Raw genomic sequence first — 12232 nt, forward strand, 5'->3', positions numbered from 1 at the left:
CAGGGTTACGGAGCGCAGCGCCCGCCGCCCCCTGGGTCCCTGCTTTCGCAGGGACACGATCGGATAAAGCGAAAGCCTCAGCCCGCGCCAGTCGTGCCGAAACCATATTCCAGGAAGCTCGGGATCGGGCCATTCCAGCCGCCGTCGTCGGGGCCATCCTCCTGCCGATAGCGGCGGTCGTCGCGGCGCGGGCGGTCTTCGCGATCGCGGCGGGGGCGGTCCTCGGCGCGCTGGCGTTCCGCGCGGGGCTCGCGGCGCGGTTCGGCCGGGGCCTCCTCGCGGCGGGGGGCGGGCGCCGTCTCGGGCACCGCAACCGTTTCCGGTGCTTCTTCGATCTCGACCACGGCGTCGCCACCGCGCGCCTTGCCGCGACCACGGCCGCCACGACGGCGCGACTTGCGCTCGCCGGTCGGGGCCTCGTCGCCCGCTTCGGCCTCAGCCGGGGCAGGGGCCTTGGCGGCCACAGGCGCATCGCCGGCAACATCGCCCAGGCGGGTGATCTTGGTGCTGGTCAGCTTCTCGATCTGGGCGATCGCCTCGGCATCGTCGGGCGTGACGAGCGTGAAGGCCTTGCCGGTGGCGCCACCGCGACCGGTGCGGCCGATGCGGTGGACATAATCGTCCGGATGCCACGGCACGTCGAAGTTGAAGACATGGCTCACGCCCTTCACGTCGAGGCCGCGCGCGGCCACGTCGGAGGCGACGAGGATGTTGATGTCGCCCGCCTTGAACCGCTCCAGTTCGCGCAGGCGCTCGGGCTGTTCCATGTCGCCATGGATCTGGCCGGCGGCGAATCCGTGGCGGCGCAGCGATTCGGTGAGTTCACGCACCGTCGACTTGCGGTTGGAGAAGATGATCGCGGTGCGGACATCCTCTGCCAGCAGCAGCTTGCGCAGCGTCTCGCGCTTGCCGCGCGAGGTGGTGGCGACCAGCGCCTGCTCGATCGCGAGGTTGGCGCTGGCGGGGCGCGACACCTCGACCTGCTTGGGGTTCGACAGGAAGCGATCGGCCAGCTTCTTGATCGGCGCGGGCATCGTCGCCGAGAACAGCAGTGTCTGGCGGTTGGCCGGCAGCTTCTCGCAGATCGACTCGATATCCGGGATGAAGCCCATGTCGAGCATGCGATCGGCCTCGTCGATCACCAGCAGCGAGCAGCCCGACAGCAGGATCTTGCCGCGCTGGAACAGGTCCATCAGGCGGCCCGGCGTCGCGATCAGCACGTCGACGCCCCTTTCCAGCGCCTTGGTCTGGTCACCCATCGATACGCCGCCGATCAGCAGCGCCATCGAGAGCTTCAGATGCTTGCCATATTTCTCGAAATTCTCGGCGACCTGCGCGGCCAGCTCGCGCGTCGGCTCCAGGATCAGCGAGCGCGGCATCAGCGCGCGGGCACGGCCATGCGACAATATGTCGATCATCGGCAGCACGAAGGCGGCGGTCTTGCCGGTGCCCGTCTGGGCGATGCCGATCAGGTCGCGGTTCATCAGCACGGACGGGATCGCCTGCTGCTGGATCGGAGTCGGTTCGCTGTAACCCGCGTCGGTCACGGCGCGCAGCAGTTCGTCGGATAAGCCGAGATCGGCGAAGTTCATGCGCGGTCCGTCATGAGAGAGGGCCACCGGAAAACCCGTCGCGGCCACATCGGGCGCTAGGAGACAAATTCAGCCAAAAGTCAAGGCTTGAGGGCTGTTTCCGACCCCTAGTCCTTCTCTTTGGCCGGTATCAGCCGCCGAAACCGCTCGATCTCGCACTCGCCGCCCGATCGCGCCTTGATGCGATCGCGGTCGGCGCACAGCATCCCGTCCTCGGTCGGCTTGACGTAGAAGCCGCCGTAATAATCGAGATCGGGGCATTTCGAGGAGAAGCGCGCCCGCACCCGATCGCCGCCGCGCAGGATGATATCGACGCTGTCGGGCTCCATGATGGCGGCTCCCGCGATCGCCTCCATCGGCACGCATTTCGGGCCCTTGCGCTCGCGCAGCGGGATCATCGGGCGGGGGGCGGGGCCGCGCGCCTGCGACATCTTCACGACCACGCTGCGGCGGATGATGAGCTGCGCGAATTGCATCGGCGGCCCTGCCGAGGATGCCCCGGAAAGCAGCAAGGCCAGCGCCGGCCCGATCATCTCAACCCACCCATAAGTGCCTGCGGCGATCGGGTCGCGCGGTTGAACGCCGGATGAACTGGCCGTGGCATGGATGCAACGCTATGCTGCCGATCGATGCCGGCGACCGCGACCCACCCCGATCTGCTCGAAAAAATCGCGGTTGCCGTAGGGGCGGGCGCGATCGAGGCCGATCCCGCCGCGATGGCGCCGTGGCTGACCGACTGGCGCGGCCGCTATACGGGCCGGGCGCTGGCGATCGTCTCGCCGCGCGATGCCGCCGGGGTGCAGGCGGTCGTGCGGATCGCGGGCGCGGCCGGGATCGCGATCGTGCCGCAGGGGGGCAACACATCGATGGTGGCGGGCGCCACCCCGCCGGTCGATCGCCCCGCCATCCTCCTGTCGCTCCGCCGCATGACCCGCATCCGCGCGCTATCGCCGGAGGACGGGATCGCCGTGGCCGAGGGCGGCGTGATCCTGGCCGACCTGCACGCCGCCGCCGAGGGGATCGGCCGCCGCTTCCCGCTGTCGCTCGCCGCCAAGGGCAGCGCCACGATCGGCGGGCTGATCGCCACCAACGCCGGCGGCACGCAGGTGCTCCGCTTCGGCACGATGCGCAGCCTGGTGCTGGGGATCGAGGCGGTGCTGGCGGACGGATCGCTGTTCGAGGGGCTGTCGGCGCTCCGCAAGGACAATCGCGGCTATGATCTGCGCCAGCTGCTGGCGGGATCGGAAGGCACGCTCGGCATCGTCACCGCCGCCAGCCTGCGGCTGGTGCCGGCGGCGGCGCGGCGCGCGGTCGGCTGGGTCGGGCTCGGCTCGCCGCAGGATGCGCTCACCCTGTTGCGCCAGCTGGAGGATGCGCTGGGCGACGCCATCGAGAGTTTCGAGATCCTCCCCCGCGACGCGCTGGCGCTGGTGCTGGCCCACATCCCCGGCACCCGCGCGCCGCTGGCGGAGGACCATCCGTGGCAGGTGCTGGTCGAGGCCACAGCGCCCGCCAGTGGCGGCGATATCGCCGAGATGCTCACCGCCTCGCTGGCGCAGGCGATCGATAGCGGCCTTGCCCGCGACGCCACCGTCGCCGCCAGCGAGGCGCAGGCCGAAGCGCTGTGGAAATTGCGCGAGAGCGTGTCGGAGGCCGAGCGGGTCGACGGCGCCGCCGCCAAGCATGACGTGTCGGTGCCCGTCTCGGCCATGCCCGCCTTCCTGCATTTGGCGCGCGGGCAGGTGGAGGCGGCCTTCCCCGGCGCACGCGTGCTCGCCTTCGGCCATCTCGGTGACGGCAACGTCCATTTCAACGTGCGGCCCCCGACGGGCGACACGGGCTGGTTCGCGCGGGAGGGCGGGGCGGTCAGCCGGTTCGTCCACGATCTGGTCATGGCGGAGGGCGGATCGATCTCGGCCGAACATGGCATCGGCCAGCTGAAGCTCGCCGAATTCGTGCGGACGGCCGATCCGGTGCGGCTGGCTGCGATGCGTGCGATCAAGGCGGCGCTCGATCCGCGCGGCTTGCTCAACCCCGGCAAGCTCCTGCCCCTTGCGGAAATCGGCCCGGCGCAATAGAGCGCCGCTTCGCGCGCGGGGCACCGGCCAGGCGCCCCAACCAACACCTCCGGAGTTTGTTTCATGGCCAGCCAGCCGCTTCCGATGCTCTACAACGAGCTGACGCCGCTTTCGAGCAGCGTCCACGCCGACTGGAAGGCGCGGAGCATCAATTCGCTGCATTTCCTGAAGGGCCACCACATGGTCCCGCTGGCGGCGGAAGAGTTCATCGATGCCGGCCGCTCCTATCCGATCATCTTCTCGGATGGTGACGAGATCATCCCGCTGGCGCTGATGGGCCTGAACGAAGGCTTCAACACCTTCGTCAACGAAGAGGGCCAGCTGGCCGACGACGTGTACCTGCCGGCCTATGTTCGCCGCTTCCCCTACATGCTCGTCCGCATGTCGCAGAACGACACCGACACGCTGACCTTGTGCTTCGATTCGACCCCCGGCACGATCGGCCCCGATATCGAGGGCTTCGCCTTCTTCGAGAATGGCGAGCCGACGCAGGAATCGAAGGACATCCTGGCCTTCTGCGAATCCTTCGAGGTCGCCGGCCAGAAGAGCGTCGCCTTCACGCAGGAACTGAAGGAACTGGGCCTGCTGACCGACGGCGAGTTCACCTTCCAGCTGGAAGGCCGCGAGGAGCCCTTCATCTATCGCGGCTTCCGCATCGTCGACGAGAAGAAGCTGTTCGAGCTGCGCGGCGATCAGCTGCGCAAGCTCAACCAGTCGGGCGCGCTGTCGCTGATCTACGCGCACCTCTTCTCGCTGCGCCTGATCAACATGGTGTTCCAGCGCCAGCTGGTGCAGAATCCGGACTTCGCCCGCTCGATCGGCCTGGAAGTGCGCCGCGCCGACGAGGTGCTGGACCAGACCGCCGACGCCTGATCGGCTGACTGTTACTGAAAAATCACATCCATAACGAATTTTTCAGCCGCCGGGGGGTTGCGCCTCCCCGGCGGCTTTCCTATCTGGAGGGTGCGTCGGGCTGTGTCCCCCCTTTCGCGGTTCGGCGCTAACGCACCCTCGGGTGCGTTCCTCCCTGAACCTTGGCCACTCCGTGTGAAAACACGGGGTGGTTCTTTTTTGTGGGTCACCTGATCCTCCCCGGCACTGGGAGGGGACCAGCCGAAGGCGGTGGAGGGGCATTACCCCGAAGCGCAGCGCGTGCGAATAGTGTCTCCATCACCGCGTGCCGCCACCTCTCCCGTACCGGGCAAACCAGAAAGCCGCTGTTCTACAGGCACCCACCCGTGCCCACCGCGAATCCCCCCACAAGGGAAGGCGGCAAAAACCGGGCTGCAGGATGTCAACCTTCGCCGGGCTTACTGCCCGAACCCGGCCTCGCCGGCGCGGGCCAGCGCCTCGCGGGCGGCGGCGATGAGGGCGCCGGCCTTGGCTTCGCATTCGCGCTGTTCGGAGGCGGGGTCGCTGTCGGCGACGATGCCGGCGCCGGCCTGGACGTGCATCATCCCGTCCTTCACCACCGCCGTGCGCAGCACGATGCAGCTGTCCATCGACCCATCCGGCGAGAAATAGCCGACGCCGCCGGCATAGGCGCCGCGGGTTTCGGGTTCGAGTTCGGCGATGATCTCGCACGCCCGCACCTTGGGTGCGCCCGAGACGGTGCCCGCCGGGAAGCCCGCGAACAAGGCATCGAGCGCGTCCTTCGCGGGATCGAGCCGGCCGACCACGTTCGACACGATGTGCATCACATGGCTGTAGAGTTCGACGGTGTAGCTGTCGGTCACCCGCACCGTGCCCGCCGCCGCGACCCGGCCGACATCGTTGCGGCCGAGATCGAGCAGCATCAGATGCTCGGCGCGCTCCTTCGGATCGGCCAGCAATTCCTCGCGAAGATCGGCATCCTCGGCCGCCGTCTTGCCACGCGGCCGGGTGCCCGCGATCGGGCGGATCGTGACCTCGTTGTCGCGCACCCGGACGAGGATTTCGGGACTGGAGCCCGTCAGCGCGAAGCCCGGCAGGTCGAGGTGGTAGAGGAAGGGCGACGGGTTGATCCGTCGCAGCGCGCGGTACAGATCGAGCGGCGGGAGCGGGAAGGGGGCGGAGAAACGCTGCGCCAGCACCACCTGAAAGATGTCGCCCGCGCCGATATAGTCCTTCGCCCGCGCGACCATCTCGCCATAGCGGCCGGGCGCCAGCTGCGGCACCGGATCGAGAGTGGTGACGTCGGTTCCCGTGCGCCGGCCATCCGGCAGCGGCGCGGCGAGGCGCGCGGCGGTCGTTTCGATCCGCTCGACGGCGGCGGCGACGGCGGCCTGCGGGTCGGCGGCACTCCACACGGGGGCGACGAGGAACAGTTCGTCGGCCAGCCGGTCGAACACCAACACAACCGTCGGCCGCACGAACAGCATGTCGGGTAGGTCGAGCGGGTTGGCCGGCGGGCGCGGCAGGGTCTCGACCAGCCCGATCGTCTCATAGGCGAAATAGCCCACGAAGCAGGCGAGCGCGGGGGGCAGGCCCTCGGGCACGTCCACCCGGCATTCCGCCACCAGCGCGCGGAAGGCGGCGAGCGGTTCGGCGCCGGCGGGCTCGAAGGCGGCGGCATCGTCCAGCCAGCGGCGATTGGTCTCGGCCACGCCATCGGCGAGGCGGAAAACCAGATCGGGCGCGATGCCGAGCAGCGAATAGCGGCCGCGCGTGGCCCCGCCCTCGACCGATTCGAGCAGGAAATCGCCCCGGCCCGGCTCGACCAGCTTGAGCGCGGCGGCGATCGGCGTGTCCACGTCGGCGATCTGGCGGCGCCAGACCAGCGCCGGCCGGCCGGCGGCCAGCGCCGCGACGGCGGCGCGATCGTCGGGCTGCGGGCGGTTCACCTCAGGCTCGTCACTGCGCCGGTTGGGCGGGGGCGACCGCGCCGGTCAGCTCGCCGCGCAGCTTGAGGATCGCCTGCTCGTTGCGCTTCACGCCCACCGCCGTGCGGGCGCTGGCGGCCAGCTGCTCGATCAGCTCGTTGGAGATGGCGCGGGCCAAATCGCCCCGGAACTGTGTCAGCAGCCGCGGCACCGGCGTCACGTCGCCCGGCTCGATCAGATTGGCCTGGATGACGTAGAAGCCCTGATCGTTGGGCAGCGGCAGCAGCTGGGTCTTGCCCTTGCCCAGCGTGAACAGGAATTGCAGCGGCGGCGCGGCCTGGCCGGCGCGCTCCAGATCCATGCGGCGGGCATTGACGGGCTGCGGCGGCTTCAGGCCGAGGTTGGCGGCGGCGATCGACTGGGCCAGCGGCATCCCCTTGTTGGCGCGATCGACGATCTGCTGCGCGACCGCCTTGGCCTTGGCGGCGGCGCGGCGGACCATGATGTCGCGCACCACCGATTCGCGCACCTTGGCGAGCGGCTGCGGCGCCGATGGCACGACATTGCCGAGTGCCAGCACCGCATATTTCTTGGTCGCGCCCAGCGCCTCGACGGTCGGGGCGTCGCCCGGCGTCGCATCGAAGGCGGGCTTCAGCAGCGACGCCAGTTCGGGCGGAAGCTGGTAATCGGGCTGCTCGGGCGCGACGCCGGCCTGCACCAGCGGCGGGGTGGTCGCCGCCGTCAGCTTTTCCTTGGCGACCGCCTCGTCGAAGGTGGCGCCGCCGGACAGCGCATCCTCCAGCCGGTTGACCTTGTCGGCCAGCAGGCTCTCGGCCTTCTTCGCCTCCAAGGTGGTGGTCAGTTCGGCGCGGGCCTGATCCAGCGACTTGCCCGCGACCTGGGTGGCCGACACGATATGGACGACGTGCCAGCCGAAGTCCGACTTGATCGGATCGGTCACGCTGCCGGTCGGCGCGGCGTAGGCTGCGGTGGCGACGGCGGGGCTGGCGAGCTTGGCGAGCGCGGGCTTGGTGTCGGCGGCGACGGCGATATCGCCCGCCGCGAAGCCGGCGCCTTGCGCGGCGGCGGCGAAGGCGGTGCCCCCGCGCACCTTGGCGACCAGCGCGCGGGCGGCGGCCTGATCCTGGAGGATCACCTGCTGCACGGTGCGCTTCTCGCTCGGCGCATAGGTCGCGGCGGCGGCCTTGTAGGCGGCGGCGATCTCGGCCTCGCTCGGCTTGGCCTGCGCCGTCACGCTCTCCGGCCCGAACAAGGCGTAGCGCAGGCTGCGGCGCTCGGGCAGCGTGTAGTGCGTGATGTCGCGCTTGTAGGCGGCGGCGATCTCGGCGGCGGTCGGCTGCGGGCCTTCCGGCATGGTCGCGGTCGGCACCGCGCCGATCAGCCCCTCGCGCCGCTCGAGCAGCAGCGAGGCGTAAGGCCTGGCGAGGCCGGGCGCGACGGTCAGCCCGCTCGCGATCGGCACCAGCACCTGGCGGCGAATGATGTCCGACTTGAGATCGGCGCGCAGCTGCGCCTCGGTCAGCCGCTGGCGGGCGAGGATGGCGAGCATGGCGTTTCGATCGAACTGGCCGGTGGGGCCGTAGAAGGCCGGGATACTGGCGATCTCGCCGTCGATCAGCCGCTTGCTGGCGACGAAGCCCTGCTTTTCCGCCCACCGCTCGATCGCGAGGCCATTGATCGACTGGTCGATCAACTGGCTGTAGCCGCCCTGCGCCACATAGGCCGCCATGGTCGCCTGCGGATTCTGCTGCGCGGCCTGCTGCACCTCGCCCTGCGCGCGCTGGCGCATGTCGTCGGCCGACAGGTCGGTCCCGCCGACCGTCGCGACCGAATTGGCGCCCCCGCCGCCGGAGAACATCGATCCGGTATCGATGCCCGTCACGGCAAAGGCGAGCATGATGAGGCCGAGGAGCGCGACGACGATCCAGGAGGACAGGGCACGGCGGAAGAAAGCAAGCATGGCGCCGCGCATAGAGAAGGCGGGGGAGGGCTTCAAGCGCGGTGCGCGTCATCCGCCCGCCGCCGAACGCCGAAGTATCCGTCATTGCGAGCGTGTCGCGCATGTTGCGTCGCGGCGCTGCCCGAGGCTAGGGCAGGGGCACATGCCACACGAGGGGGACATAATGGCCAATCGCAAGCTGATCGCCGGCAACTGGAAGATGAACGGGTCGCTGGCAGCCCTGGCCGAGATCGACGCGATTGGCGCGGCGGCGGCGGCCAATCCGGCGGTCGATGTCGCGATCTGCCCGCCCTTCACCCTGATCGCGCCCGCCGCCGGGCGCGGCGTGGCGATCGGTTCGCAGGATTGCCATGCCGCCGCCAAGGGCGCGCACACCGGCTGCGTATCGGCGACGCTGCTGATCGAGGCGGGCGCCACCTATGCGATCGTCGGCCATTCCGAGCGCCGGCAGGACCAGCATGAGACCGACGCCGAAGTGCGCGCCAAGGCCGAGGCGGCGATCACCGGCGGCCTGATCGCGATCGTCTGCGTCGGCGAGACCGAGGCCGAGCGCGACGCCGGCAACGCCGTTAGCGTTGTCGAGGGCCAGCTCACCGGCTCCGTCCCGCCCGCCGGCACCGCCGCGACCCTGGTGGTGGCCTATGAGCCCGTCTGGGCGATCGGCACCGGCCGCACGCCGTCCGTGGCCGATGTGGCCGACATGCACGCCGCGATCCGCGCCAAGCTGGTCGCGCTGCTCGGCGCCGAAGGGCCGGGCGTACGCATCCTCTATGGCGGATCGATGAACCCGAAGAATGCCGCCGAGCTGCTGGCGGTGCCGGATGTGGACGGCGGCCTCGTCGGCGGGGCGAGCCTGACGGCGGCGCAGTTCGTACCGATCATCGAGGCGGGCGCCGCCCTCGGCTGAGCCCCGAACGCACGGAAAGGGTCAGGCGGCCGCTATCCGGCCGTCTCGGCGGCGCTCCACCAGCCGCCCTTCGACCAGATCGACGATCCGGTCGGCCTCGGCCAGCATCCCCGGATCGTGTGTCGCCACCACGATCGTCGGGCGGTCCGCCGCCTGAAGCAGCCGGGTCACCAGCAAGGCCGTCGCGGCGGTGTCGAGGTGATTGGTCGGCTCGTCGAGCAGGAGCAGTTCGGGGTCGGCGATCAGCGCGCGGGCGATGGCGATGCGCTGGCGCTCGCCGCCCGACAGCATCTGGCCCCGGTCGCCCATCCGGGCCTCGATCCCGCCGGTGAGCCGCGCCAGCACCGGATCGAGCGCGGCGAGGTGGATCGCCCGCTCCAGCGCCAACGGATCGACCGCATCGCGCCCGAAGCAGATATTCTCGCGCACCGTCCCGTGGAAGAAGGCCGGATGCTGCGGCACGAAGCCGATCCGCCGCCGCCACGCCGCCCCGTCGATCCCCGCAAGGTCTTGCCCGTCTAGCCGCACAATGCCGCTGTCGGGCACCTGTAGCCCGGCGATCAGTTCCAGCACCGTCGTCTTGCCGACGCCGTTGGGCGCGGCCAGCGCGAGGATTTCACGGTCGCCGAGGGCAAGGCTCTGGCCCGACAGGATGAGGCGCGGGCCGAAGGCGAAGGATACCGCGTCCAGCGACACCCGCCTGCGCCCCTCCGGCACGCCGCCGCCGCCCGCCACGTCCTCGCGGCCGATCGCGCGAAACTCGGCGAGCCGCAGCAGCGCCTCGTCGCCGCTCATCAGCACCGGCACCGCGTTGATGATCGACGTCATCGCCGAATTGATCTGGGTCGAAGCGATGACGAAGGCACCCAGCGCACCGAGGCTCAACATGTCCCGCGCCACGGCGATCCCGCCGGCGATCAGCAGCACGACGGCGATCAGGCTTGTCACCAGCATGTTGGTCTGGCTGTTGGCGACGCCCGCCAGCACCATCCGCGTGCCCGCCTGCGCCAGCGCATCGACGGTGCGGCGGTGGCCCGCCTGCTGGTGCGCTTCCGTGCCCTGGGCGCGGACGACGGGCAGCATCTCGACCGTATGCTGCGTACCGATGTTGAAATCCTCATAGGCGGCCTGAAAGCTCTTGATCGATCGCCGCAGCCGCTTGGCGCTCGCCCGCGCGATCCAGCGCAGAAGCGGCGTCAGGATCAGGAACAGGCCGGCCAGCAGCGGCGATATGGCGATCAGCACGCCGGCATATACCAGCACCGGCAGGACCGCGGGCGCCACCGTGGACAGCAGCGCCTGGGTCAGCAATTCCACCCGTTCGGTCTCGTTGACGATCCGGCCGTTGGCGCGCGCGCCCTCCAGCGCGCCATGATCGCGCCAGCGCAGCCGGTGCAGCCGGGCGATCAGATCGGCGCGCATGGCCGCCGTGGTCGCGCGGATCGCGGGAACCGAGCGGTGGGCAAACAGTAGCACGCACGCCGCCGACAGCACCCGTGCCGCGAAGATGCCGCCGCCGGCCAGCAACAGCAGGCCGATGGCCCGCGCCGGGATCGCGACATCGAGAGCGTAGCGCAGCAGCCACAGCGCGGGCAGCGTCAGCAGCGCGACGAAGGCGCTCGGCACCACGGCGGTCGCCAGCATCGCCGGCCGGGCGCGCAGATAGGCGAGATACCAGCGCCACGCCGCGCGCCGCGCGGGGGGCGGTTCAGCGGAGCCGTCCACGCGCCTTCTTCACCGATTTCTTCAGATTGCGCCCCGCCCATCGAACGAGAATGCGCGGGATATGGCGCGCGTTGTCGTTCTGGATCATCCGCGCGACACTGGCCACCGGCCGCCCCTTCACGAAACGTCGGACGCGCGAGGTGCGCGGATCGGCCAGCGCCGCCCAATTCTCCATTCGTTCGGCCAGGCGCGGGCGAACGGCGGCGCCGCGGGCGATCGGCGCGTCGGGAATGGCGAGGCCATAGTCGCGGCGGACATGATCTAGCGCCAAGCCCAGCCGTCGCAGCACGCCCGCACGGGAGGCGAAATCGGCCATCTCGTCCCAGTCGATCGCCTCGTCTTCGCGGGCGAGGATCATTCCCAGATCGGCGATCCAGCGGAGCGGCGGCATGACATTGTAGCGCAGGCCGTGGAGCGCGGTGTGAAGCGCGAGGTCGGTGGGCGACAGGCGCAGGGTCGGCTCGCCCCGCACCGCCATCGGCTGGGCGCCGGCCCAGAAGCGCTCCTCGGCCCAGGCCATGCTGAGTTCGCCCGCCGGCGCCCAGTGCAGGTCCAGTTCGCGCCCGGCGCTATCGCGGAAGCCGACCGAATGACGGTAGAGCATGATGTCATGCCAGTTGATCGTGTAGCGCCCGGCGTGCTGCGGGATCCAGCCGGCGCCCCGCAGCAGCGTCACCGCCTGCGGCAGATCGGTGCGCCGGACGATCAGGTCCACGTCCGACATCGGCCGGTGCGCGGGATGGGCATAATGGGTGAGGCCCAGCACCAGCCCCTTGTTGGCCATCGTCGCGACGCCGCCCTCGCGCAGCAGCGCGAGTACCGTCGCCGCCTGATGATGCACTTCCTGCGTCGCCGCCCAGGATCGACGGAAGGTGCCCGCAAGCCGCCCCATCAGTGGATCGGCCGAGCCATGGCGCTTCAGATTGGCGTGGAGCAGGGGCAGCAGGCGAAAGCTGCCCTGATCGAGATGATCGTCGAGGTCGATCCGCCCGCGCCAGGCATCGAAAGCCACAAGCGCCTTGGCCGCATCAGGTTCCATCGCCGCGATCAGCAGCAGGCGCTGGGTCTCGTCGGGCCACAATTGGGTCATCGGCGATCAGCTTTCCATGGGGGCGATGGGAACGCAATCGTCGCAACCCGGTAGCGAA

The 12232-nt window shown here is 70.0% G+C and carries 9 protein-coding genes; 3 read left to right on the top strand and 6 right to left on the bottom strand.

Annotated features, from left to right (window positions below; all coding sequences use genetic code 11):
- Nucleotides 1-77: 77 nt before the first annotated feature.
- Together PQ455_RS06850 and PQ455_RS06855 are read right to left on the bottom strand one after the other, a co-directional pair.
- A complete protein-coding gene (locus PQ455_RS06850) occupies nt 78-1592 on the bottom strand; it encodes a DEAD/DEAH box helicase (protein WP_273690371.1) in 1515 nt (504 codons plus the stop codon).
- 107 nt (nt 1593-1699) lie between these two features.
- Nucleotides 1700-2125, bottom strand: a complete 426-nt coding sequence (locus PQ455_RS06855) for a hypothetical protein (protein WP_273690373.1) — start codon at nt 2123-2125, stop codon at nt 1700-1702.
- A gap of 96 nt (nt 2126-2221) precedes the next feature.
- Here PQ455_RS06855 and PQ455_RS06860 point away from each other — a divergent pair, with 96 nt between their 5' ends.
- Both PQ455_RS06860 and PQ455_RS06865 read left to right on the top strand, forming a co-directional pair.
- Nucleotides 2222-3670: an FAD-binding oxidoreductase gene (locus PQ455_RS06860; RefSeq protein ID WP_273690374.1), complete on the top strand. Its 1449-nt coding sequence runs from the start codon at nt 2222-2224 to the stop codon at nt 3668-3670.
- Between the two features lie 63 nt (nt 3671-3733).
- Nucleotides 3734-4543, top strand: coding sequence for a SapC family protein (locus PQ455_RS06865; RefSeq protein WP_273690376.1), 810 nt, complete (start codon nt 3734-3736; stop codon nt 4541-4543).
- A 437-nt stretch (nt 4544-4980) separates the two neighbouring features.
- On the opposite strand, the gene trpE is transcribed toward PQ455_RS06865, so the two are convergent.
- Complete coding sequence (trpE, locus tag PQ455_RS06870) at nt 4981-6492, bottom strand: anthranilate synthase component I (RefSeq protein ID WP_273690377.1); 1512 nt, start codon at nt 6490-6492, stop codon at nt 4981-4983.
- A gap of 10 nt (nt 6493-6502) precedes the next feature.
- On the bottom strand, nt 6503-8452 hold the full coding sequence (locus tag PQ455_RS06875; protein ID WP_273690379.1) for a peptidylprolyl isomerase: 1950 nt from the start codon (nt 8450-8452) through the stop codon (nt 6503-6505).
- Nucleotides 8453-8615: 163 nt separating this feature from the next.
- Between PQ455_RS06875 and tpiA the strand changes: the two genes are divergently transcribed.
- Nucleotides 8616-9359 carry a triose-phosphate isomerase gene (gene tpiA / locus PQ455_RS06880; RefSeq protein ID WP_273690381.1) on the top strand — a complete coding sequence of 248 codons (744 nt, stop codon included), beginning with the start codon at nt 8616-8618 and terminating at the stop codon, nt 9357-9359.
- 21 nt (nt 9360-9380) lie between these two features.
- Here the strand turns inward: tpiA and PQ455_RS06885 are convergent, their stop codons facing one another.
- Together PQ455_RS06885 and PQ455_RS06890 are read right to left on the bottom strand one after the other, a co-directional pair.
- Nucleotides 9381-11084 carry an ABC transporter ATP-binding protein gene (locus PQ455_RS06885; protein ID WP_273690382.1) on the bottom strand — a complete coding sequence of 568 codons (1704 nt, stop codon included), beginning with the start codon at nt 11082-11084 and terminating at the stop codon, nt 9381-9383.
- Nucleotides 11068-12174 carry a nucleotidyltransferase domain-containing protein gene (locus PQ455_RS06890; RefSeq protein ID WP_273690383.1) on the bottom strand — a complete coding sequence of 369 codons (1107 nt, stop codon included), beginning with the start codon at nt 12172-12174 and terminating at the stop codon, nt 11068-11070. The genes PQ455_RS06885 and PQ455_RS06890 overlap by 17 nt, the downstream gene beginning before the upstream one ends.
- Between the last annotated feature and the right edge of the window lie 58 nt (nt 12175-12232).

Origin of the sequence: Sphingomonas naphthae (assembly GCF_028607085.1) — a bacterium.
GTDB lineage: Bacteria > Pseudomonadota > Alphaproteobacteria > Sphingomonadales > Sphingomonadaceae > Sphingomonas_Q > Sphingomonas_Q naphthae.

What these genes read in the sequence shown, in the direction of transcription:
- tpiA (WP_273690381.1), top strand. Translation starts at nt 8,616, where the DNA reads ATGGCCAATCGCAAGCTGATCGCCGGCAACTGGAAGATGAACGGGTCG.
- PQ455_RS06855 (WP_273690373.1), bottom strand. Translation starts at nt 2,125, where the DNA reads ATGATCGGGCCGGCGCTGGCCTTGCTGCTTTCCGGGGCATCCTCGGCA.
- PQ455_RS06875 (WP_273690379.1), bottom strand. Translation starts at nt 8,452, where the DNA reads ATGCTTGCTTTCTTCCGCCGTGCCCTGTCCTCCTGGATCGTCGTCGCG.
- PQ455_RS06860 (WP_273690374.1), top strand. Translation starts at nt 2,222, where the DNA reads ATGCCGGCGACCGCGACCCACCCCGATCTGCTCGAAAAAATCGCGGTT.
- PQ455_RS06890 (WP_273690383.1), bottom strand. Translation starts at nt 12,174, where the DNA reads ATGACCCAATTGTGGCCCGACGAGACCCAGCGCCTGCTGCTGATCGCG.
- PQ455_RS06865 (WP_273690376.1), top strand. Translation starts at nt 3,734, where the DNA reads ATGGCCAGCCAGCCGCTTCCGATGCTCTACAACGAGCTGACGCCGCTT.
- PQ455_RS06850 (WP_273690371.1), bottom strand. Translation starts at nt 1,592, where the DNA reads ATGAACTTCGCCGATCTCGGCTTATCCGACGAACTGCTGCGCGCCGTG.